This is a genomic window from Lachnospiraceae bacterium, assembly GCA_025758065.1.
In the GTDB taxonomy this organism is placed as follows: domain Bacteria; phylum Bacillota; class Clostridia; order Lachnospirales; family Lachnospiraceae; genus Enterocloster.
The window spans coordinates 395,079-418,106 of sequence record CP107199.1 but is presented as its reverse complement, the minus strand read 5'-3'; the positions used below and the strand labels follow the sequence as shown (position 1 = coordinate 418,106).

Genomic DNA, 23,028 nt, shown 5'->3' with positions numbered 1-23,028 from the left:
CAAGGAGCTATAGTGACATGTCTGTTACTACAAAAATGCTACTAAGGGGCTGGGCCTGCGTGCCTGAAATAGTGTTTTGAACCAAAGGGGAAAGATATGTACGAAAAGATGATAGCAGTAACCAACCGGCATCTGATAAGAGAAAGTAATGAGAATGAGGAAATAAACGCAGGGACAGACTGGAGCGAAGCATATATAAAGCAGCTTGCATACGTTGCTTCCCTTCATCCAAAAGCTATGGTGCTGCGTGAAAAGGATCTGACAGAAGAAAAATACGAAGAACTGGCAAAGGCAGTTATCAGATTATGCGAAAAGGAGGGGACGACCCTTATTTTGCATCGTTTTCCAGAAGTAGTGAAGCATTTAGGATATGATAAGCTGCATTTGCATTTAGAAATGCTTAAAACGATGGGACGGACTGATGGGCTTAACCTTCTTGGTACGTCTGTTCATTCTGTAGAGGATGCAAAAGAGGCAGAGCATCTGGGGGCTGATTATATATTTGCAGGAAATATTTTTGAAACTGACTGCAAGAAAGGGCTGCCGGGGCGGGGACTGGAATTTCTTGAAAATGTATGTAAGGCAGTAAATATTCCGGTGTATGCCATTGGTGGAATATCAGAAGAAAAAATGCCCCAGATCCTTGGGACCGGGGCAGCAGGCGGATGTATGATGTCCGGGTTTATGCAATTAAAGGATCATGGAAGTAATCATTAAAATGTTGCTTTTACAACGAAATGGTAATGATGATTTACTTTAGCGTTATTGCAGCAACTGTATATTTGCTAACTGGGCAATCTTGGCCTCATTTATGAGGGAAAGTTGGTCAATCAGCTCAATATGATAAGTTCCAAGGCCTTTTGCAGCATTGGCACATTCTCCGGCACAGTCTAACGTGAGTGCAGCCAGAACACAGGCTGTAAGGGCGTCTGTGACAGAAAGATACGTACCTGTAATGCAGGTAAGCATACAGCCGGTGCCGGTTACTTTTGCCATGTTGGGAGAGCCGTTATAGATGGCATAGGCAATCTCATTTTCAGGGGATGCTATGATATCTACTTCACCTGTGACCATAACTACAGCACCAGTCTCCTGGGCCAGTTTTCCTGCAATATGGGCCATAGATTTGACGGAATCAGGATTTTTTGCGCTGACAGCATCAGCTGCACTTACGTCCACACCGGTACCATGAAAGGCAGTTCCCGCTATAGCACGTATTTCAGAGCCATTGCCCTTAATGACAGCAGGTTCACATTCTTTAATAAAACGTTTTGCAAGTTCCATGCGGAAAGAGCTGCATGTGATCCCTACCAGGTCGATCACAGAGGCTCTTTTTCCATTTTCAGTATTGTTCATTCTTTTAATGGCTTTTCCAGCCAGAAACATGGACTCAGCTCTTGCATCTGTAATATTTCCAAGACTGACTGTAAGAGCTGCAGCACTGGAAGCAATGTCAGCCACTTCTGCTGGATGTTCAGCCATAATAGGACGACCACCAATGGCCAGAACTGAATTAGCACAGTCATTGATCACAATCGGGTGGGTGATGCAGTGGATCAGCGGCGCCTGATTACGGAGCTGGCTGCGGATCTGTTTTAAGCAGGAAAGAACAGGCTCATTCTCTATATTCGTAGTTTCATCTATTGTTTTATTTATATTGTCCATTAGATGCTCTCCTTAAAAATATATCTCAATATGTTTATATAATAAAAACGCCGCAACAGAACCATGCAGGCTTGTTACAGCGTTTGTTTTGCCATTGCGTATTATGCATATTTATGTACATCAGGCATGTTTCTTATTTGTATTCCAGTATACCACTGCCACTGCAATAAAGGCAATGAGAACAATATATTTGATACTGCCTGCTACTGGTCCAGGTTCAGCAACGAATTGCTTTACAGCAACAGTAGCAGCCAGATAACCGATAAAGCCTAAAAATGCGATGCCAAGAGAGTCATTCACAACGGTATCTGTATTATTGTAGACCTGAGAGCCTAAAGCTGCCTGGAATGTGGATAACATGTGTGCTTTCTGTAAATGTTTTAAGAAAATGAAAGCAAGGCTTCCTCCGATCAGTGTACCTGCAATAAAGGATGGTACATAGAAGAACCAGGTAAGTCCGGTACGTCCCCAGATCAGTGTCATTACAGGATAGGAAATAATAGCTCCGATGATGCCGGTTCCAATGACTTCGCCGATGAAAGCACATACCAGTTTGCCTTTGGAAAGGCGGTAGAGCATACCGGAAAGGAAAGCACCAAATATTGCACCAGTCAGTGCCAGAGGCGGGATGCCCATGCAGGCCATGCGGATAATGCCAATAGCCAGAGCGCATACAAAAGCGTACCAGGGACCAAGCATAACAGCACAGGTCACATTGATGAAGTGTGCCATAGGACACATTCCCTCTACACGAAGAATAGGGGAGATCACTACTCCCAAAGCTACCATCATGGCAAGGAAGACAAGTTTCGTTACGTGTGTTTTTGAATTTTTCATATCGTTTTCTCTCCTCATTCTGGCTGTATACTGGATGAAGATGTTTCATATGGTTTCATAGAAACAGGCAATAAAAAAACGCATCCATAGGGCGCGCTTGGCAAATCTCTGTTAAAAAATAGACATAGCGATGGCGCCTTTTTACAGCTGTAATTGGCGGTCGATGCTCACTAGCATCCTCTCAATCCGAAACACGGAGTCCCATCGCATCTCTTTTGTACGCAGTATAAGGGCGCTCCCCCTCATACCGTCTCAGCCCGCAGGCAGATACAAAAGGTCTAACAGTATTATAAACGGAGAGAAAAAAATGTCAATAGGAAAAGCTGTATACAGTGCGGGATAAGTTACAGGTCATTCCATCTTCTTGTTTCCATATTCATGAAAGCAAGAAGCATGGTGGGTTCACCATATGCTGGTTTGAATGAAAAAGTACTTATGCAAGCAAGCATGTAACATACTTTCTCATTCAAACTAGCGCATGGCTGAAATTTAACCAGATAATTAAGATAATGTAATAAAAACGTAATTGAAAATATAAGATAGATTATGTATGATGTAGGTTGTAAAAAAACTGACAGAACATGGGAGGCAGAAAGAATGAAAAATCATAAAATATCAGGAGCTGCAGGCTTTTTGTGTGCAGCGGTTCTGTTTCTTGGAGCAGGCATTTTCGCCCTGGGAGCCAGTGCATTTAATGTTCTGGCTGCAGAAGTTTCCGGACAAATCACATCCTGTAAGATAACCAGTGATAAACAGAATATTGAGATTGCCTTAAACAGCAGCGGCAGTACAGAAGGAACGGACGGTAAGGTGTATGTGTTTGAGCAGCCCATATATCAGGATGATCTGGGAAGCCGCAGTGACTATCTTGCTTCAGTAAATGCATCTGGTGCGGCTACAGTTACGGTTCCTTTTAGTAAGGGCAATGGATCAGACCGTCTTTACAGCAAATTTGTGCTGGCAGTAAAAGAAGACGGCACTTACAAGGCAGTCGGCGAACCTCATTATATTACCAATCCTGAGATCGCAGCAAAGAATAAAGAAGCTTTTAAGGAACCTCTTACAAAGAAAGGTTTAAATATTGAGCTGAATATGCTAAATGATGCCTTTGATCTGGGTGTGAAATATGTTACCACCAATATTGCGGTATCCAGGCTGATGGGATCAGGTATTGATTTCCAGTATGAGGGCAAAACTTATCATTTTAACAAAAGCATTGTAGAAGATTATGATAAAGTCATCAGCGCCTATTCTGGAAAAGGAATGGTTGTAAATGCGATCCTTTTAAATGACTGGAGCGATACTACTTCCAATCTGTTTATTCCAGGTGTGCAGAAAACTTCAGATGCCTATTATTATATGTTTAATGCGACTACCGAAGCTGGTTTTGAGCAGCTGAAAGCAATTTCTGCGTTTCTGGCAGATCATTACAGCGGAAAAAATGCTGATTATGGAAAAATTTCTAACTGGATCATTGGAAATGAGATCGAAAATCAGCAGTGGAACTATATGGGGCCTATGGATCTGACTAATTATGTAAAGACCTACGAAAAGGCATTCCGCGTATGCTATACAGCCATTAAGAGTACCAATGCAAATGACAGAGTCTATCTTTCTCTTAGTTATAACTGGATGAATGACATGGACGGTCAGTTAAAATACGGAGGAAAAGAGATCATTGACAGCTTTAACTCTATTGCCAACGTTCAGGGACAGATGGAATGGGGACTGGCTTATCATCCATATCCATGTCCGCTGACAGATCCTGTATTCTGGGATGATGCTGAAACTACAGGACTGGTTAAAAAGGACTTTAATTCACCAGTTATTAATTTTGCCAACTTAAATGTGCTGACTGATTATTTTTGCCAGGAAACATTAAAGACACCATCTGGTCAGGTACGTCACATTATCCTTACTGAACAGGGCTTTACTGCCTACAGTCCTACCAGAGGGGCTGTTCCAGAGCTTCAGGCAGCAGCCTTTGCATATTCATATTATCTGGTAGACAGCAATCCATACATTGATGCGTATACCTTAAGCCGCCAGGTAGATGCGCCTTCAGAAGTAAAGGATGGACTGAAATTAGGCTTATGGGAGTGCGATATGAGTAAGCCAGATCTGATCGAAGCTACAAAGAGACGAAAAATCTGGCAGGTATTTAGGGATATTGACAAAAAGAACTCTACTTTAGAGGCAAGTGAGTTTGCAAAATCTCTTATCGGTATCAATAAATGGTCTGATGTAATACCTGATTTTAAATGGAAAAATATTGAAAAATAACCACAGAAAAGTGATCAGGAAAAATGAAAACACTGCAGGAGTATTTTGCTTCTGCAGTGTTTTTGCGTAAAGACAAATATTGTCATTTGTACTGGACAAGCGGACAAAAAAAGATTAAAATGAAAACTGACTCTTTAGAAAAATGCAGCTGTTTTATGCAGAAAAAGATACAGGAAGGAAAAGAAAAATGGGGTTGATCGTACAGAAATTCGGCGGTACCTCTGTAGCTGACACAGAGCGTCTTCGCAATGTAGCAAGGATCATCACTGATACCTACAAAGCAGGAAATCAGGTAGTGGTTGTGCTTTCTGCTCAGGGTGATACTACAGATGATCTGATTGAGAAAGCAAAAGAAATTAATCCGGAAGGCTCCAACCGGGAGATGGATATGCTGTTATCTACAGGAGAGCAGATTTCCGTTGCACTGTGTGCTATGGCTATTGAAGCTCTGGGGTATCCGGTGGTTTCCCTTACCGGCTGGCAGGCAGGTGTGCTTACAGATACAGCAGCTAAAAATGCAAGGATCAAAAAGATCGATACAGAGCGTCTGGAGGCAGAGCTGGACCGTAAGCGTATTGTGATCGTTACCGGTTTTCAGGGAGTAGACAGAAACCAGAATATCACTACATTGGGAAGAGGAGGTTCTGATACCTCTGCAGTTGCACTGGCAGCAGCTTTGGAAGCGGATCTTTGCCAGATCTATACAGATGTAGATGGTGTATACACAGCAGACCCACGATATGTAAAGGGTGCAAAAAAGCTGGATGAGGTTACTTACAATGAGATGCTGGAACTGGCAACTTTAGGAGCGCAGGTGCTTCACAACCGTTCTGTAGAGCTTGCGAAAAAATATAATGTAAAATTGGAAGTATTATCCAGTTTTACCGGTCATTCGGGTACAAAAGTGAAAGGGGTGGCAAAACGCATGGAAAAGACAGCAGTCAGCAGCGTAGCAAAGGATAAAGATATTGCAAGGATCGCACTGGTAGGAGTGCCAAATGAAGTAGGAACTTCTTTTAAGGTATTCTCCTTACTGGCACAGAATCATATTAATGTAGATATCATTCTTCAGGGTGTAGGTCATGAGGAAGGAAAGGATATCTGCTTTACAGTAGCAGAAGGGGATCTTAAGAAAGCGGCAGAGCTGTTAGCGTCCCATAAGGATGAACTGCGTTTTACAAGACTGGAGACAAATGCAGATATTGCCAAGGTTTCCGTAGTTGGTTCCGGTATGATCAACAATCCAGGTGTTGCAGCTAAATTGTTTGAGGCATTGTATGATGCACATATCAATATTAATATGATCTCTACCAGCGAGATCAAGATTTCTGTTCTGGTAGATAAGAAGGATGCAGACAGGGCAGTTCAGGCAGTTCATGATAAGTTTTTTGCATTCTAAGTTAAAAGAGAGCAGACAAAACAGGTAAAACTGTTATGCCGGCTCTTTACTTTTATGCAAAAATGGATACAATATAAAATATGATGTCAAAATTAAAAGATCAGAAATCCTGTATCAGGAGGATAATAAAACTCGGAGGGAAGAAAAGATGTATACTTGCGCAAAATGTAATATATTAGCCTGCGGATCACAAGATCCAGCGGTAAGAGAGAAAATGCCGAAAAACTGTCCTATGCGGGAACAGGAGAAAATGAACAATGCCTTTGAAAAATATGCATTGGAAGAAAATCATGAGTTCTATGTAAAATGTTCTGAGATTGAGGGAGAAGGTTATTGTCAGTGGCCAAGATTAAAGGAAACAGTGGAATTTTGTAAAAAAATGGGTTATAAAAAGATAGGACTGGCATTTTGCAGGGGACTGCGAAAAGAGGCACGTATTGTAGCGGATCTATTAATGGCTCAGGGATTTGATGTAGTTTCAGTGATCTGTAAGACTGGTGGTTTCCCAAAAGAATCCGTAGGGATACCAAAAGAAAAGAAGGTCAATGCTGATGCATTTGAGCCAATGTGTAATCCCATTGCCCAGGCAGAATTTTTAAATTCCCAGGAAACAGAGTTTAATATTGCATTGGGGCTTTGTGTGGGACATGATTCTATGTTTTATAAATATTCGAAGCAGATGGTAACAACGCTGGTGGCAAAGGACCGGGTACTGGCACACAATCCGTGCGGTGCTATTTACTGTGCAGAAGGATATTATAAAAAGAGATTACAGTAAAGCATCAGGAGTATTTCCGGGGAATCTGGATTTTGGAGACTTGAAAAGTGAGGACAAAATAAATGGAGTATATTGGAAATAAGAAGAAGCAGGGCAGTATTGTTGAGCTTTTGCGGGATGAAATATTGGCAGGAAATATACCTGATGGCAGTGAGATGACCCAGAATGAGCTGGCAGAAGGTCTGGGAGTATCCCGTATGCCAGTGCGGGAAGCGCTGATCTTATTAGAATACCAGGGACTGATCGACCGTCTGCCGAACAATCATGTACGGGTGGCTTCTCTTACAGAAGATTATTTCCGTCATATTTTAAAAAACGCTTGTAGTCTGGAAATCCAGTTTTTACAGAATTTAAGGGAAGAAGAATTAGAAGAGCTTCCTGAGGGGGAGTTAAACTTCCACAGGGAGATCTGGCAAAATTATCCTTACAGTCTTTTCAGAAAAAATCTGGAGACTGTAACCGAGATATACCTTTATTTTGTCATATCCAGACGTAACCCGGAATGTGTATGGGGAAATGTGCAGGAGAAGGCAGAGGAAGAGATATTATTAAGTAAGTGTATCGAAAGCTGGAAGTCTGGAAAGAAAGAAGAAGGAGCCGGACTATTAGAGGCATATTTTAGGAAAATGGCAGAAAAACTGGCTGCGCTCCATAAGGGACAGTAAACAGGTAAAAGATATATAAGGTAAAAGAAGGGATAGATATATATGGTTACATTAAAACCAATCAAATTGCTGCCTGCAAGGGAAAGAGTGGCTTCTGCGCTGCGCAAAGCCATTATTTCAAAGCAGATAAACGAAGGAGAGGTCATTACACTGGAGTCTACGGCCCAGCAGCTTGGTGTATCAGTTACACCAGTGCGGGAGGCATTTCAAATCCTGGCAAGAGATGGCCTCATTGACTTAAAACAGAATAAGGGCGCAACCGTTCTTGGCTTAAATGAAACAACCATAAGAGAGCATTATGAAATCAGAGCAGCTTTAGAAAGTGCAGCCTGTGTACTCTGCTGTCAGAGAAAAGCGGATCTTTCTGATATAAGAAAATGTCTGGAAATGGCAGATGAGGCCCTGGAGAAAAAGGATTCCAGCAGTTATTCTAATTATAACCAGTCTTTCCACTATGAGATCTGGACAGCAGCAGGAAATGAAAAGCTAAAAACAATGCTGTCAGAGATGTGGAACGGTCTTTCCATGGGCTTAAAGTCCACAGAAGAAGAGTATGCCAGAAATTCCCAGGAAGAGCACAGACAGATATTGGCAGCTCTTGAAAGCGGGGATCCGAAGCAGGCAGGTGAGAAAATGGTATTTCATATTATCCGAAGCATGAATGATGTACTGACAAGATACTAGTATAATCCACAATAATTATCCGCCCCTTTCACTTGTCTAAATTTCCATCTGCCGCGTTAGCTTCAATCGACGATGCTACCGGCATCGCCTCATTCAGCTTCCTTGCACATGAAAATTTATCCTGCGTGTAAGGGATCGGTAATTATCGTGGATTATACTAGTAAAAAGATATGACTTCCCCGCAACCAGCGGGGATTTGTTATATATGCACAATAAAATATCAAAAAGAATATGCAGAACGCTGAATTGGTAAATTACTATTGACAATTACAGCGTTCTGTTCTATTATAAAAACACGAAATGGATACATTATTAAATATAAAATATCAAATACAAGATATAAAATAATAATGATCCAGGACAGCAGCTGCGAAACATAAGTGTTCTGACTGGCAGGCGGGACACCAGTTACAAAGTACCTTAAAAAATGAATAAGGTTTATACAGTTTTATAAAACCGAAGGGGGAGTTTATGAGTCCATCAACTATAACCATCCTGTTTCTCTTGTTTGCAATTGTAATGTTTGTAATGGAGAAGATCCCGCTGGGGGTAACATCCATGATCGTTTGTGTAGGTCTGATTGTTACTGGGGTTCTGGATGCGAAGACGGCATTTGCAGATTTTATTGACAGCAATGTAATTCTCTTTGTGGCAATGTTTATTGTAGGAGGTGCATTTTTTGAAACAGGTATGGCCAATAAGATCGGCGGCATTGTTACAAAATTTGCTAAATCCGAAAGAATGCTGATCGCAGCCGTTATGATCATTGTAGGAATGATGAGCGGCGTTCTTTCAAACACCGGTACAGCGGCCGTACTGATTCCTGTTGTGATCGGTATTGCAGCAAAATCCGGTTATTCCCGTTCTAAACTATTGATGCCTTTAGTATTTGCGGCAGCTATGGGCGGTAATCTTTCGCTGATCGGTGCACCGGGCAACATGATCGCCCAGAGTGCTTTATCAGAGATCGGACTTAGCTTTGGATTTTTTGAATATGCCATTGTAGGGTTTCCGATCCTCATCTGTGGAACACTTTTTTACACCACACTTGGTATGAAGCTTTTACCGGACAGACAGCCAAAAGATGATGGGGCGTTTGATACCACAGCTGATTACAGTAATGTACCGGTCTGGAAGCAGAAACTGTCACTGGTGATCCTGGTGCTTACTTTACTGGCTATGATCTTTGAAAAAAAAATCGGCATTAAATTGTATATTTCAGGATGCATAGGAGCTTTGGCATTGATCATTACCGGTGTTATCTCTGAAAAACAGGCATTAAATTCCATTGATTTGAAGACCATTTTCTTATTTGGTGGAACCCTTTCACTGGCAGCAGCCCTTGAAAAAACAGGCGCAGGTGAAATGGTGGCAGAAACAGTAATGAATCTGCTAGGCGAAAATCCTTCACCTTATGTTTTAACTTTTGCAGTATTTATGCTCTGCTGTATCATGACAAACTTCATGTCCAATACAGCAACTACAGCACTTTTAGTTCCCATCTGTGTTTCCATTGCACAGGGAATGGGAGCAGATCCAAGAGCCGTACTTATGGCTTGCGTTATCGGCGGTTCCTGCGCGTATGCAACACCTATTGGAATGCCGGCAAATACCATGGTACTTGGAGCAGGCGGTTACACTTTCTTAGATTATACAAAGTCAGGACTGCCGTTAATTGTGATCGCGACCATAGTCAGCATGATCATTTTACCAATTGCATTTCCATTTTTCCCGTAGCATACATGGGAACAGTTTATAAGAAGTGGAACAATGAATATCATGATGTTTGAGGATTGCGGGAATTGCATAGCAATGGAGCAATCAGGTTACATCAGTGAGTGGCAAAATTTACTTTTGACACTCACATCATATCATTACATGTTATTTATTTAAGGAGGCTTAAACATGAGCAGAACAGAACAGGTAGAGCAGCTTACCAATTATATGGCGCACTTTGTTGCCCATATCGGTAAGAAACTGCCAGACGACATCATTGTCAAGTTAGATGAACTGGCAGAAAAGGAAGACAGCCCATTATCAAAAGTAATTTATCAGACTATGAAGCGCAATCAGGATTTGGCAGTAAAATTAAACCGTCCTTCCTGTCAGGATACAGGTGTCCTTCAGTTCTGGGTAAAGTGCGGAACCAAATTCCCACTGATCGATGACCTGGAAGTACTGTTAAAAGAGGCTGTTGTAAGAGCAACAGTGGATGCACCTCTTCGTCACAATAGTGTAGAGACCTTTGATGAGTACAACACAGGCAAGAACGTTGGTAAGGGAACTCCTACTGTATTCTGGGATATCGTTCCAAACAGTGATAAATGTGAGATTTACGCATATATGGCAGGTGGTGGCTGTACACTTCCTGGAAAAGCAATGGTATTAATGCCAGGCGCAGGTTATGAAGGTGTTACCCGTTTCGTACTGGATGTTATGACTTCCTATGGTTTAAATGCATGTCCTCCACTGTTAGTTGGTGTTGGTGTTGCAACTTCCGTAGAAACAGCAGCTCTCCTTTCCAAGAAAGCTCTTATGCGTCCTTTAGGCAGCCACAATGAAAATGAAAGAGCAGCAAGCATGGAAAAACTGTTAGAAGACGGCATCAATGAGATCGGCCTTGGACCGCAGGGAATGGGCGGAAAGTACTCTGTTATGGGCGTACATATTGAAAATACTGCAAGACATCCATCTGCCATTGGTGTAGCAGTAAACGTAGGATGCTGGTCTCACCGCCGCGGCCACATTATTTTCGATAAGGACCTTAACTATACAATTACAACTCATTCGGGGGTGACTTTATAATGTTAGAGATCAAAGATGGAAAGAAAATTTTAACAACACCAATCAGTGACGAAGATTTAAAAGATATCCATATCGGTGACATTATTTACTTAAATGGTAACTTAACAACTTGCCGTGACGTAGCTCACCGCCGTCTGGTAGAAGAACACAGACCACTGCCTGTAGATGTGAGAAACAATGCTATTTTCCATGCAGGCCCGATCATCCGTCCTTTAGAAAATGACAAGTTTGAAATGGTTTCCGTAGGACCGACCACTAGTATGCGTATGGAGAAGTTCGAGAAGGAATTTGTAGAACAGACCGGTGTAAAAGTGATCGTAGGAAAAGGCGGTATGGGACCAAACACTGAATATGCGTGTAAGAACTTTAAGGCTATCCATTGTGTATTCCCGGCTGGAAATGCAGTAGTGGCAGCAACAGAGGTAGAAGAGATCGTCCGAGCAGAGTGGCGTGACCTGGGAATGCCTGAAACACTGTGGAACTGCCGTGTTAAGGAATTCGGACCGCTTATCGTATCAATTGATACAGAAGGAAGAAACCTGTTTGAGGAAAATAAGGTTGTATTCAATGAGCGTAAGGAAAAAGTTTATGAAGAAATCTGCAAGCATGTAAGTTTTATTAAATAGCGTTACAGTTCAGCCATGACATCTTCTTGTTTCCATATTCATGAAAACAAGAAGCATGGTGGGTTCACCATATGCTGATTTGGATGAAAAAGTGCTTATGTAAGTAAGCGTGCAATATACTTTCTCATTCAAACCAGCGCATGGCTGAACTGAAACTAAATAGCAGACTGCCTGGGAAAATGGCGATTTGGCACGAAACGCAGGTTTGAGATTTTTTGGGGTATGAGTATAAGAGAATAAAGCAGCAGACATAAAAGGCCTGTCATTTCTTCAGCGGCGTAGTAAGATTCGCGGCAGGGACGGTGACAGGTCTTTTTATGTTTTGCTTTTAAATAATAGGGACTTGTCTTAAAATTTATTAAAAACTTTACCGTTTTGAAGTAATCGGAATTGAATGGAAACCGCGTAAAAAGCAAGGTTTTATGCGGTTTTCTTCAATATCCGGTCTTTAGGACACTTTAGAAAAAATGAGTATTCTTGGGGTCTATTGGTCACAATAAAGTCACAAAGCATTCTTTGTCAATTTTTTCAATTTCTATTTTTAAATCTCTTAAATCACGGTGGCCGTAAACACGGTTTGTAACATCGTTTCCAAATGCATGCCCGATCATACGCTTCCGGTCATTTTCATTTACATGACTGTCTTCACAGAGTTTGGAAAAAGTATGACGGCAATCGTGAGGGGTATGTTTTTCTATACCAAGCTCATTTAAAATCTTATACATATTAAGGCGGAAGTTATACGCACACATTGGCAGGAGTGTTCCATATTTTTCATAGCGATGTTTTACCAGGGGATAGACTGCTGAGTGGATGGGGACAATGCGGCCCTTACCGGCTTTTGTTTTTATTCCGCCTTCATAGTAGCCTTGATCCAAGTCAATATGTAATTTTCCTGCCTCTGTGATACGCCAGCCAGAATAACACAATATGAGCAATAGTTCCACGATATCATTGTCTGCATGGTACCATAAGGTCATTAGCTCTGTAGGAGTAAAGGGAACGCCATGTTCATCATCTTCGTCTTTGGTGATCGTTAAATTTCGGCTGTAGTTTTTATCTGAAATATTCATATCAACAGCGAAAGCGCATAACTGGTGGAAAAGGTTGAGAATCAGTTCAATGCTGCTGCGTTTCAGCGGACAGTTATCTATGACGCTTTGAAAGTCAGTAGCTCTTAAAGATTCCCATGGAAGGTCATGGAGTGCAGCACTGTTTTTGTAGGCGGCCTGAGTGGAGTATTTGCTGCTTTGGGAAAATTTGTTTCCTTCATGGAACTTTGCTTCGTAGAAAAGCTGATAAACATCAGCAAATGTCTTAGGCTTTTCTGGTGGAGTTACACCCTTAATCAGGCTGTAGTCTGCCATGAGCTTCTGAGCCAGAGTGTCCAGATCTTTTTCGTCTGTAGATAATACTTGCAGGTCCTTTTCCATACCAGGCTTATAAGTGCCGGCTTTGTAGGCAGTCAGTATGATGAAGCCCTTCATCCAGTCATCAACGTAACAGAGGGCTGCAGGGCGGTCACCGTCGATATTTGCAGGCGGATGGACTGCATATGGGTTCTTCCGGTTCTTTCCCAGGTAGCGGATGGAGCCGTAGCCGTTGGGAAGGCGGCTGTGCTTTTTTCTTCTTGGCATATATCATTTCTCCTTTGATTGCGACGTCGCAATGGTGGATTCCTATGTTTTGAGGTGAAAATGGGTACAAAAAAGACGCCCCTTGCACAGACGTCCTGGAGATGATATAATTCAGGTGTCTAAGTCTGATTTATATCTGGCTGGGAGACTGGCAAGAGAAGATCTATGTAAGAGGCCGTTCCTGTTGGCGCAGGGGCGGTCTTTTACTTTTTAACAGTAAAAGCTAATCTGTTTGAATGTTGAATACCATAAGTCGAGCACTGACTTACTGCGGGCTTCAATAATCTGCATAAAAACCCTGAGCTGCTTATCTGGAATTTTGGAATTGTTATTGCACAAAAGGCATTTGCCATTTTTTGTGATCCATATTTTAGTAGCATTGGGAGAAGGAACCCCTTTGGAAATATGCACATGAACCGGTTCCAGAGGATCATTTTCATTAACCCAGAAATAAACAGTATATCCAGCGATTTTAAAAACCTGAGGCATCGTCTAAACCTCCTTCAATACCACCTTCTCGTGCTAACTGCAAGATAATGTGCGCAACCGACTCTAATAACTCTTGAAAATATTGAATATCCTCAGGAGAGAAGCCGTCGATATTTTCCCATTTGTATTCAGGAAGCCAGCAGGTAGCTGAATGAAAACCGCCATACACTGGTTTTTCAATACGTACCTCAACTTTTTCCTTTCCAGCTGTTTCAATGGTTTCTGAATGTACAATTTCAGTTCCGTCATTCAATGTCATAAATGGATATAACATAGTGAGCACCTCCATGTTTAGTTTAATAAGTCTGCAATGGTAATAGTTAAGTTTTTGTAGATACCTACAGTGATCGGCTGCGTGAAAGTGTAATTGGTAGGCGCCGCATCTTCCTCATAACGATATACAGTAACCCATTCTTTTATCGGGTTTACGATCCAGTATTCTTTTACTCCTGCTTCTAAATATAAAACGTTTTTCTTGATGTAATCCATTTTGCTACTAGCTGGTGAAGCAATTTCTATAATCAGGTCAGGAGCTCCGGAGCATCCCCGATCAGTAAGCTTATTCGGGTCGCAGATAACAGAAATATCTGGTTCTACCCAGTCTTTATCATCTGCGTCAAGGTTGACAGCGAATGGGGCGGGGTATACTTTGCAGTTTCCCCCTTTTTCTGCGATATAATTTCCGATTACTCTTGATAGCTGATAAGAAATTTCCTGGTGGATGCGGCTGGGCGGTGCCATGTCATAGAATTTACCGTCAATGAGCTCTGCTCTGGTTCCTTCTGGCAGGTTCCAGTAGTCTTCGGATGTATACTGATCGTTTTTTAATAATGGCATGTGGACACTTCCTTTCTTTGCATATCTCTTTGTTTAAAGAAGATATAATGCATATTATTTTGCCGTATGCTATGATAATTTCAAAAGGTTTTTGTGCTATTCCCTTCGAAAGGTGGTGCTTTTATGAATAAGCATACAATAGGTAACTTAGAGGCAAGGTTTTCATTTACTGACCGAGACGGCCACCAGATAAGTGGCAGCTATACCAAGGAAGACTTTGCTACATTGCTGGAGTATCTTGGAGACTATTTATGGGATATGCATCCTGTAAATGCAGCTTCGGATCCATGTGGTGGGATCGTGGATACTTTAAAACCAATTACTATAACGATTATGCGCCAAGAGTCCTAATCAGGGGCTCTTTTTATATTTCCCTTGCCAATTTCATAATATATTAATTAAATGGTAGATCGTCATCTTTATCAAAACTGTTAGTTGTGTTATTAGGAGTGTCTAAAACATCATCTGGAATATTTAAAAAATTATTAGGGGTTAATTGATCCCAGGCATTGAGTAAGTGATTTTTGAAAAATGTAGTTTCTGCACCACAATGAACGCAGTAACGAGCATTTGCAGCAGCCAATTCACCACAGTATCCATATGTATTACCAATATTGGTACATTGATTAACAAGAAAAGTGCCGCAAATGTGACAATAATTTCCAACGGGAGAAATTTCCTCATTGTCACAAACCGGGCATCGAACGGCTTTACTATTTTGGTCTAAAACTATTTTTGTTGTATATTTCATTTTTCCGTCTCCCCATTGTAAAGTTTTATTTCCGCAAATCGGACAATAGTTTCCTTTGCCTTGAACCATATATGCATCACAAGTTCGGCAATGCTTTTTATAAATAAAATTGTAGTAGTAATGGAATAAAGGCCTATCGTAAATATCATTTCCATTTATGTGTTTTTCCCATTGCTGATAAGCACGAAAGCGTCTGATAGCAGCAGGGTTAGATATTTGACAAAGTTCTTTCAGCTGTTTTGCTGTTGTAATTTTGAATGCATACAGTACAACATGAGGTACTAGAATTAGTTGGGCAAAATAATCAGCTTCAGCTTCTACATAGTTGTAAGTATTAGCAGCTAACCCACTGCGAAAAAGCTTATCACTTTTGCAAAAAGCATGATGTCCAAGAATAATGTGCCCTAATTCATGTGCTAAATTCCAACGGACTCGATTGGAATTGACAATATTAGGTTCGATATCATTATAATAAATACAATAGCGCATTTGTTTTCTGTTCCGAACAGCATAAGAATCCTTTGTTTCAGCATCAATAATTAATTCTTCATATGTTATATGAAATTTACGTATCTGACTACTATACGTGATTAATTTAATATTGTGCATGGAACGTATAAGAGCCCCTATTTTAACTGGAACAAATGGTTTTCCGTAGTTTTCAAGAACAGAAATTACGTAACTCTTGATTTCAGCTCTACGACTATTCGATATCTCCAGAATCATCGTCCTCCCAATTATAATCATCAAAATTAGCTTTTAATATATTCATTAGTTTTGTTTTTTCTCGATCTGACATTTTGTTTCTTTCGCGCTGGATAATAGCTAAATCTGCATCTGTAGTAGGTTTGTCATTAAAATTCTTGTTTTCAGAGGGGAGCGTTTTACATTGAGTCCACCCCATTATATAAGCAGGAGAAACATGCAATAATTTAGCAGCGTCTTCTATTTTGTCAGAGGGTATATTAGTTATAATATCATTTTCATATTTATAAAGATTCTGTTTTGATACATTAAGTTTAGCTGCAAAGTCAACTTGACTCATACCTGATTTTTCACGTAATTGTTTTAATCGCTCACCGACCGTCATTTGAATTCCTCCTTTAAAGTAACTTAATAATAGCACAAAAATGTTATAAAAGCAATAAAAAATATCTTGACAAGTTACGAAAATGTGATATGATATGAGTATCTTACAAAGTTACCAAGGAGGTGATATGCGATGATAAGAACAGACGAATTAAGGGGAATTATTGCTAAAAATGGTCTTTCCCAGTCGGATGTAGCTTTAAAAATTGGGGTAACTCCTAAAACATTTTATGAAAAAATGAAAATTGGCATTTTTGGGAGCGATGAGATTCAAATTATGATAGATGAGCTTCATATTGAGGATCCAACCGCAATTTTTTTTACTAAAGAGTAACTTATAAAGCTACAATTCGAGCGGAGACTCTATGCACTACAAATTTATGAATGCCCCGGAGCGGGAAGCATACCGCATGGGATACGAGAGAGGCAAACAGGAAGGTTTGCAAAAAGCAGCAATGCTCATTCAGCTGGTAGCAACAGACAGCAATGTATTTAAGGAGAGCATTCTCCAGAATAGCAAGGAAGCGGTTGAACTGAGAAAAATCTTTACAGGAAAGGGTGAATAACATGAATGAGTTAATTAAGGTTACATACAGCGCAGGTGAGCCGACTGTGTCAGCGAGAGACTTGCACGAAAGGTTAGAGATTAAAACTGCATTTAAGGACTGGTTTCCAAGAATGATAGAGTATGGATTTGAAGCAGGTAAAGATTTCAACATGCTCAAAAATGAGCGGGTTCAAATGGAAGGCAACCGCGAAGTAAGAAGAGAGATTACAGACTACCAGATTTCAGTAGATATGGCGAAGCAGATCTGCATGATCCAGCGCAATGAAAAAGGTAAACAGTACCGTGAGTATTTCCTGGAATTGGAAAAAGCATGGAACACACCGGAGCAGGTATTTGCCAGAGCGTTGCGAATGGCCGATCAGACTATTAATAGTTTGAAAGATCGTTGCCAGTTTCTTGGTGGTCAGGTTGAAGAACAGCAGAAGGTCATTGAGGAGTTGCAGCCCAAGGCCTCTTATTATGACATGATCTTACAGTGTAAAGGAGACAGACGGACATGCCAATAATCTTTTAAAGACAATGAGGAATATTGCGGCAACAGCCGGAGTAACTTCTCTTGTAAAAGGCTTTCTTGGATTATCAGACAGTCAGGCCCAGATCAATGCCAGGTTAAACCTGATGAAGGATGAAACACATTCCGTGGCACAGCTAAATGACCTGATCTATCAGTCCGCACTGCGTTCCAGAGCTGCGTATTCTGATACTGCAGATGCAGTGGGTAAAATGGGCTTAAATGCCAAGAATGCGTTTTCTTCCAATGAAGAACTGATCGCATTTACAGAACAGGTCAATAAACAGTTTAAAATCGGCGGTGCATCAGCCCAGGAGCAGAGCAATGCCATGATCCAGCTTACCCAGGCAATGGCAGCTGGTGTTCTTCGTGGTCAAGATTTAAACTCTATCCTTGCAGCGGCTCCGGGAATTGCCAGAACCATTGAAGAAAGCATGGGTTGGGCTTCCGGATCAATCAAGCAGTATGCAGAAGACGGAAAAGTTACAGCCCAGGTAGTAAAAAATTCACTCTTAAATATGGCAGATGAAACGAATGAAAAATTTGCAAGCATGCCTATGACCTTATCCGATGCAATGACGCAAGGGAAAAATATTGTGCAGCATAGTGCCAAAGAAATGGCCCAGGCCTGGAATGATTTTATCCAGACGGATAAAGGTCAGGAGATATTAGGAGAGACCATTTCTTTATTTTCTGCTTTGACCCAGGTCGGAACAGATGCACTTGCGGCAATTGGTCAGGGTGCTTTATTTGTAGCTGATAATATGGATATGATCATTCCGATGCTGACAGCTGTTGGGGCTGTTTTTTTATTTGTAAAAGCCCAGGCAATACAAACGGCGCTTGCAAGTGCAGCAGCCGCAGGAACACATGCTGCAGCGTGGGCGGCGGCCAATTGGCCGGTTCTTTTAATGGCAGCATTATTTGCTGGAGCATTGATTGCAGCACAGCAGTTCGGTGTCGGTATGCAGGAAGTTGGTGGATGGGTCGGTCAGGTGTTCGGCATGACCTATGCAGTTGGATATAATGTATTTGCTACGCTGTGGAATGTGATCGCATCCTTTGCCGAGTTTTTTGCCAATGTGTTTAATGATCCTGTAGCGGCTATAGCCCATCTGTTTTCAGATGCTCTGGATGCAATACTCAGCATGGTTGAGACCGTTGCTGGTGCCATTGATGCATTGACCGGATCCCATCTGCAGGGAGCAGTCAGCGGTTTCCGTGGAAAAATGTCAAGCTGGGTAGATAGTACCTTCGGAGAGAATGCAATCCAGATCAAGCGTATGGCGAATCTGGATATAGGAACTACCGCCGCAGAGTGGGGAAACTACGGAGCTAATCTGGGTGCAAAACTGGATAATCTTAGCTTAAATATCGGAGATCTGGCAGGCAGTTTTGGAGACCTTCAGTTAGGTGATGGTATAGGCAAAGGAGATATTGCCAATGTTGGCAAAGTAGGAAAGGTCGGTAAAGTTGATGATATTAAACTGTCAGATGAAGATCTTAAGATACACCGGGATCTGGCAGAACGTCGCTACATGAACCGGATCGAACTGAAAACACTGGCACCACAGATCAATGTAACAGTACCAGAATCTGCAGGCGGAAACCTTACTGCCGGGGATGTCACAGATTACATCCAGAAGATGCTTATTGAGGAAATAAACTCTCAGACACCGGTACCACATGGTTAATGGAAGGAGGTATATTTAATGGCAGGACTTAAAAGTAAATATTCGGTCTATGTGATATTTGCTGGAAAGAAAGTTAAGATGCCGGTCAATCCGGAAGAAGTGAATATTAAATATCCCACTGATCATAAAACCTATAACGTTATTGGAGTAGGAGAAATCGTAGTTCCCAGGAAGCCTTCTTTAAAAGAGCTTTCCTGGGAATCCTTTTTTCCTGGAAATCGGAAGGCTCCATATGTGAACAGTGGAGCTAAGAATGTGTCTTTTTATGTTAAGAAATTTGAAAAAGCATTGAAAAGTAAAAAAATCTGCCGGGTGATCATATCTCGGTCAGGAATGCAGAACACAAATGTGCGGTGCATTATTTCCAACTTTGAGCTTATTGATAAGGGCGGAGAACCTGGAGACCAATATTATAAGGTTGACTTTAAAGAATATCGTTCTTATGATCCGGAGATCGTGTCGATCACTACAGTACCATCGGAAGACACTGGTCAAACAGAAAGTGGACAGACAACTGCTGAAACAGGAACAGACACCACCAGACCAGTGGATACGCCGGTACTTAGAGTAGGCGCTTCTGTAACGGTAAATGGAGAATACTGCTATGACAGCAACGGCGGAAAGCCCCATGGTTCGGCCAATAACCTGAATACGACTGTCACAAGGATCGTATCAGGAAAAGCTTATCCGGTGCATGTGGGAACATATGGCTGGGTACAGGAAAGCCAGCTGCAGATCACGGGGTAAAAGAAGATGGAAAGATCATTATTAGTACAGATGAAAGGAAAAGCCCCGGACGGATCTGATCAGATAACAGTAATGGACTATATCAATGCAACCCGTGAAATTGAATGGGTGACTAACCGTATGGATGCACCGGGGAAGCTTAAATTCTCCTGTGTGGAAATAGGAAGTAGCACAATACCGGAAGGAAGTTCCGTGGAATATACGATCAACGGAGAGAAATTGTTTAAGGGATATGTATTCACTCTGGAACAGAAAAGGGACGGAGAAAAGACCTATACCATTTATGATCAGCTGCGTTATCTGAAAGCCAGTTATGCATTTACCAACATGAGTCTAGAGCAGATCATTATGCGTATCGCAGGAGATTTTGGACTGAAGGTTGGTACATTAGATCCTACAGGATATGTGTTTCCAAGTCTGTTAAAGGAAAATGAAGAATGTATCGACATTATCTTTGACGCCCTTTCCCAGACTATCATACAGACAGGAAAAATATTCATTTTCTATGATAAAGCAGGTGAACTGACGCTTACAGAGGTAAACAAAATGTTTCTTACAAGTCGGATCGGGGATGGAAGCCTGACAACTGATTATACCTATAAAAGAGACATTGATTCTGATACTTATAACCGCGTGAAACTGGTACGCAAAAATGAGAAAAGCGGCCGGACGGATGTGTATGTGCATGAAGATACGGAAACGATCAAAAAATGGGGACTTCTCCAATACTATGATGAGGTGGATAAATCCTTGAATGAGGCGCAGATCGATCAGATGTGTGAGGCATATCTGCAGTATTACAACAGGGTATTACAGACTTTGAAACTGGAGACAATAGGTCTTGTAGAGCTTCGTGCAGGAATGATCGTTCCAGTACAGCTGGGAGATATTGAAGATCTTGCTAGTACCAGATTGCTGCTTTGTGAAAAGGTAACCCATAAATGGTCTGGAGAAGACCATATCATGCAGTTTGAAGTCAAATCATTTGATCAGTTGGGAGGCATAAATATAGTATGACGGGACTTATAGGCGTGATCCAGACGGTGATAAAAAACTATCTGGATGCAGTTAAATTAACGGATAAAGCGACTGGAACGGTTGTATCAGTATCACCTCTTACTATAAAGGCAGATACCTCACTGCCTCCTATATCAGGAGATACGGTATATGGGGCTTTGAAAGAAGAGGTGAGCGTGTGATCGATTTTAGCAAATATACCAGGGAGGCGATCCAGAAAGAAATGCTGTCCCGGGTAGATACTCATATTGATACCAGGGAAGGAAGCTTGGTACAGACTGCGATCGGACCGGTGGCCTGGTACCTGGAAGGCATATATATGCTTTTGAAAAATCTTCAGGATAATGCGTATCCGGCCACGGCTGTTGGAGACTCGTTAGACCAGATCGTTCAGACGCGTGGCCTTACACGAAAAGCTGCTACAGCAGCCGTGAGAAAAGGAACCTTTGATGTTCCGGTGCCGTCAGGTAGTTTATTTAAGACGATCAACGGGGCTGACTCACAGGTTTTTATAGTAGGAGAAAAAATTTCTGAGAGCGAAAAAGCATTGGTGTATGAGATGACCTGCGCAGATGCCGGCGTATCAGGAAATAATTATACAGGAGATCTGCTTCCGATTACGGCCGTAAATGGACTTACATCTGCAATCTTAGGTGAGATCATTACAGCAGGGACAGAAGAGGAGACAGACGATGCACTTAGAAGTCGGTTCTATGAGACTTTTGAAGTAACATCCTTTGGTGGGAATATTTCTTCCTATAGAAATGAGATACTTTCCATTGAAGGTGTTGGCGCTGTACAGGTATATCCAGCATGGAACGGTGGCGGAACCGTTCTCTGCAGTATTCTGGGGGATAATCTGCGGCCGGTGTTGCCTGCAATCGTTCAGAAGGTACAAAAGATCATATGTCCCCTAGAAGATGACGGAGATGAACCAACAGCAGATGGGTATGGCATCGCTCCGATTGGTGCTGCAGTGACGATCACAACAGGAACAGAACTGGTATTAAATATCACCTGTGACATTGATTTTGTGGAAACTATGTTAAATGGCGTAGAGACATACAGAGACCAGATCAGGCAGAAGATACAAGAATACCTGGATACGATCTGTAAAAGCTGGGGAGATGCCCTGAAAGCGCATCAGATCACATATGCGGTTACTGTTTATGTGTCGAGGATCATTTATTCTATTTTGACAATCCAGGATGTGGTCAATGTATCTAATGTAAAAATTAATGGTGCAGCTGGTGATCTGCAGTTGACAGAAAGTGCAGCGCTGCAACAGGTACCAGTCCTGGGAACGGTGGTAATCAACGGTGAGTAATGCAGAGAATGAGTTAAAAGAGCAACTGCCCTTTTATTTTCGCCCCATAGTTGAATATGGAGAGATTTTAAAAGTTCAGGGACATGTTCTGGATCAGCTTGAAGATAATATGGCAAAAGTAAGTGCAAACAATTATATCTCAAGCTGCGATGAAGCGACCATAGCATATTATGAAAGACTGTTGGGAATTGTCTATCGTTTTGGAGACACATTGGACTACCGCAGGACCCGCGTACTTCAAAAATACAATACCATTGTTCCTTTTTCTATTGGATTTTTACGGGACAAGCTTACGGAGCTGTATGGTAAAGATGGTTATGAAATGGAAGTTGATTCTGCTGTCTGCAAGTTAAAAATAAAAGTCACATCGGACCGGTATGGAGCCATTGATCTTTTATATGACCTGTTATGGGATGTAGTTCCGGCACACATTCAGATCTTAGCAAATCAGCAGACCACAAACCGCGTACCAAATAGATTGTATGCAGTGGGTAACGTTTCAAGAGTATTCGTACAAACGATTTACAGACATACAGTATATGACATTGCCGGAACTGCTAATGCGGCAGGAGCTGTTGCAGAAACCAGTATACAGACAATTTCAAATGAATAGGAGTGA

27 protein-coding genes are annotated in these 23,028 nt (G+C 41.6%); 19 read left to right on the top strand and 8 right to left on the bottom strand.

Annotated elements, in window-relative coordinates:
• Positions 1 to 96: 96 nt before the first annotated feature.
• Positions 97 to 717, top strand: a complete 621-nt coding sequence (locus OGM16_01935) for a thiamine phosphate synthase (protein ID UYJ47064.1) — start codon at positions 97 to 99, stop codon at positions 715 to 717.
• A 45-nt stretch (positions 718 to 762) separates the two neighbouring features.
• On the opposite strand, the gene OGM16_01930 is transcribed toward OGM16_01935, so the two are convergent.
• Complete coding sequence (locus OGM16_01930; protein UYJ47063.1) at positions 763 to 1,665, bottom strand: hydroxyethylthiazole kinase; 903 nt, start codon at positions 1,663 to 1,665, stop codon at positions 763 to 765.
• 120 nt (positions 1,666 to 1,785) lie between these two features.
• Complete coding sequence (gene thiW, locus OGM16_01925) at positions 1,786 to 2,502, bottom strand: energy coupling factor transporter S component ThiW (protein ID UYJ47062.1); 717 nt, start codon at positions 2,500 to 2,502, stop codon at positions 1,786 to 1,788.
• A 597-nt stretch (positions 2,503 to 3,099) separates the two neighbouring features.
• Here thiW and OGM16_01920 point away from each other — a divergent pair.
• The 8 genes from OGM16_01920 to ttdB all read left to right on the top strand — a co-directional run bounded on the left by OGM16_01920 (position 3,100) and on the right by ttdB (position 11,742).
• A complete protein-coding gene (locus tag OGM16_01920) occupies positions 3,100 to 4,785 on the top strand; it encodes a DUF5722 domain-containing protein (protein ID UYJ47061.1) in 1,686 nt (561 codons plus the stop codon).
• A gap of 187 nt (positions 4,786 to 4,972) precedes the next feature.
• The gene (locus OGM16_01915; GenBank protein ID UYJ47060.1) at positions 4,973 to 6,184 is read left to right on the top strand and encodes an aspartate kinase; all 1,212 of its coding nucleotides are present in this window, start codon (positions 4,973 to 4,975) and stop codon (positions 6,182 to 6,184) included.
• 148 nt (positions 6,185 to 6,332) lie between these two features.
• Entirely contained in the window at positions 6,333 to 6,962 is a 630-nt protein-coding gene (locus tag OGM16_01910; protein ID UYJ47059.1) for a DUF1847 domain-containing protein, read from the top strand.
• A 62-nt stretch (positions 6,963 to 7,024) separates the two neighbouring features.
• Positions 7,025 to 7,627, top strand: coding sequence for a GntR family transcriptional regulator (locus OGM16_01905; GenBank protein ID UYJ47058.1), 603 nt, complete (start codon positions 7,025 to 7,027; stop codon positions 7,625 to 7,627).
• Positions 7,628 to 7,669: 42 nt separating this feature from the next.
• Positions 7,670 to 8,311, top strand: coding sequence for a GntR family transcriptional regulator (locus OGM16_01900; GenBank protein UYJ47057.1), 642 nt, complete (start codon positions 7,670 to 7,672; stop codon positions 8,309 to 8,311).
• A 471-nt stretch (positions 8,312 to 8,782) separates the two neighbouring features.
• Complete coding sequence (locus tag OGM16_01895) at positions 8,783 to 10,048, top strand: SLC13 family permease (GenBank protein UYJ47056.1); 1,266 nt, start codon at positions 8,783 to 8,785, stop codon at positions 10,046 to 10,048.
• 168 nt (positions 10,049 to 10,216) lie between these two features.
• On the top strand, positions 10,217 to 11,116 hold the full coding sequence (gene ttdA, locus OGM16_01890) for a L(+)-tartrate dehydratase subunit alpha (protein ID UYJ47055.1): 900 nt from the start codon (positions 10,217 to 10,219) through the stop codon (positions 11,114 to 11,116).
• Complete coding sequence (gene ttdB / locus OGM16_01885) at positions 11,116 to 11,742, top strand: L(+)-tartrate dehydratase subunit beta (GenBank protein UYJ47054.1); 627 nt, start codon at positions 11,116 to 11,118, stop codon at positions 11,740 to 11,742. Before ttdA ends, ttdB begins: the two co-directional genes overlap by 1 nt.
• A gap of 491 nt (positions 11,743 to 12,233) precedes the next feature.
• On the opposite strand, the gene OGM16_01880 is transcribed toward ttdB, so the two are convergent.
• The 4 genes from OGM16_01880 to OGM16_01865 all read right to left on the bottom strand — a co-directional run bounded on the left by OGM16_01880 (position 12,234) and on the right by OGM16_01865 (position 14,705).
• Positions 12,234 to 13,379, bottom strand: a complete 1,146-nt coding sequence (locus tag OGM16_01880; protein ID UYJ47053.1) for a tyrosine-type recombinase/integrase — start codon at positions 13,377 to 13,379, stop codon at positions 12,234 to 12,236.
• A gap of 210 nt (positions 13,380 to 13,589) precedes the next feature.
• Positions 13,590 to 13,868 (bottom strand): DUF4160 domain-containing protein, encoded by a 279-nt coding sequence (locus OGM16_01875; protein ID UYJ47052.1) that lies wholly within the window; start codon positions 13,866 to 13,868, stop codon positions 13,590 to 13,592.
• Positions 13,852 to 14,142, bottom strand: a complete 291-nt coding sequence (locus OGM16_01870) for a hypothetical protein (protein ID UYJ47051.1) — start codon at positions 14,140 to 14,142, stop codon at positions 13,852 to 13,854. The genes OGM16_01875 and OGM16_01870 overlap by 17 nt, the downstream gene beginning before the upstream one ends.
• Before the next feature lie 17 nt (positions 14,143 to 14,159).
• Positions 14,160 to 14,705: a Uma2 family endonuclease gene (locus OGM16_01865; protein ID UYJ47050.1), complete on the bottom strand. Its 546-nt coding sequence runs from the start codon at positions 14,703 to 14,705 to the stop codon at positions 14,160 to 14,162.
• 123 nt (positions 14,706 to 14,828) lie between these two features.
• Between OGM16_01865 and OGM16_01860 the strand changes: the two genes are divergently transcribed.
• Positions 14,829 to 15,056, top strand: coding sequence for a hypothetical protein (locus OGM16_01860; GenBank protein UYJ47049.1), 228 nt, complete (start codon positions 14,829 to 14,831; stop codon positions 15,054 to 15,056).
• Between the two features lie 43 nt (positions 15,057 to 15,099).
• On the opposite strand, the gene OGM16_01855 is transcribed toward OGM16_01860, so the two are convergent.
• Both OGM16_01855 and OGM16_01850 read right to left on the bottom strand, forming a co-directional pair.
• Positions 15,100 to 16,182, bottom strand: coding sequence for an ImmA/IrrE family metallo-endopeptidase (locus OGM16_01855; protein UYJ47048.1), 1,083 nt, complete (start codon positions 16,180 to 16,182; stop codon positions 15,100 to 15,102).
• On the bottom strand, positions 16,160 to 16,546 hold the full coding sequence (locus tag OGM16_01850) for a helix-turn-helix domain-containing protein (GenBank protein ID UYJ47047.1): 387 nt from the start codon (positions 16,544 to 16,546) through the stop codon (positions 16,160 to 16,162). Before OGM16_01850 ends, OGM16_01855 begins: the two co-directional genes overlap by 23 nt.
• Before the next feature lie 132 nt (positions 16,547 to 16,678).
• Here OGM16_01850 and OGM16_01845 point away from each other — a divergent pair, with 132 nt between their 5' ends.
• Genes OGM16_01845 through OGM16_01805 form a run of 9 tightly spaced genes read left to right on the top strand, consistent with a single transcriptional unit; the run spans position 16,679 to position 23,022 of the window.
• A complete protein-coding gene (locus tag OGM16_01845) occupies positions 16,679 to 16,879 on the top strand; it encodes a DUF739 domain-containing protein (GenBank protein UYJ47046.1) in 201 nt (66 codons plus the stop codon).
• A 31-nt stretch (positions 16,880 to 16,910) separates the two neighbouring features.
• The gene (locus OGM16_01840) at positions 16,911 to 17,111 is read left to right on the top strand and encodes a hypothetical protein (GenBank protein ID UYJ47045.1); all 201 of its coding nucleotides are present in this window, start codon (positions 16,911 to 16,913) and stop codon (positions 17,109 to 17,111) included.
• Position 17,112: 1 nt separating this feature from the next.
• Positions 17,113 to 17,619, top strand: coding sequence for an antA/AntB antirepressor family protein (locus tag OGM16_01835; GenBank protein ID UYJ47044.1), 507 nt, complete (start codon positions 17,113 to 17,115; stop codon positions 17,617 to 17,619).
• Between the two features lie 13 nt (positions 17,620 to 17,632).
• Complete coding sequence (locus tag OGM16_01830) at positions 17,633 to 19,318, top strand: tape measure protein (protein ID UYJ47043.1); 1,686 nt, start codon at positions 17,633 to 17,635, stop codon at positions 19,316 to 19,318.
• 18 nt (positions 19,319 to 19,336) lie between these two features.
• Positions 19,337 to 20,065 carry a hypothetical protein gene (locus OGM16_01825; protein UYJ47042.1) on the top strand — a complete coding sequence of 243 codons (729 nt, stop codon included), beginning with the start codon at positions 19,337 to 19,339 and terminating at the stop codon, positions 20,063 to 20,065.
• A gap of 6 nt (positions 20,066 to 20,071) precedes the next feature.
• Complete coding sequence (locus tag OGM16_01820) at positions 20,072 to 21,082, top strand: hypothetical protein (GenBank protein ID UYJ47041.1); 1,011 nt, start codon at positions 20,072 to 20,074, stop codon at positions 21,080 to 21,082.
• A complete protein-coding gene (locus OGM16_01815; protein UYJ47040.1) occupies positions 21,079 to 21,264 on the top strand; it encodes a hypothetical protein in 186 nt (61 codons plus the stop codon). The genes OGM16_01820 and OGM16_01815 overlap by 4 nt, the downstream gene beginning before the upstream one ends.
• Positions 21,261 to 22,409, top strand: a complete 1,149-nt coding sequence (locus tag OGM16_01810; GenBank protein UYJ47039.1) for a baseplate J/gp47 family protein — start codon at positions 21,261 to 21,263, stop codon at positions 22,407 to 22,409. The genes OGM16_01815 and OGM16_01810 overlap by 4 nt, the downstream gene beginning before the upstream one ends.
• A complete protein-coding gene (locus OGM16_01805) occupies positions 22,402 to 23,022 on the top strand; it encodes a YmfQ family protein (GenBank protein ID UYJ47038.1) in 621 nt (206 codons plus the stop codon). Before OGM16_01810 ends, OGM16_01805 begins: the two co-directional genes overlap by 8 nt.
• Positions 23,023 to 23,028: the final 6 nt, after the last annotated feature.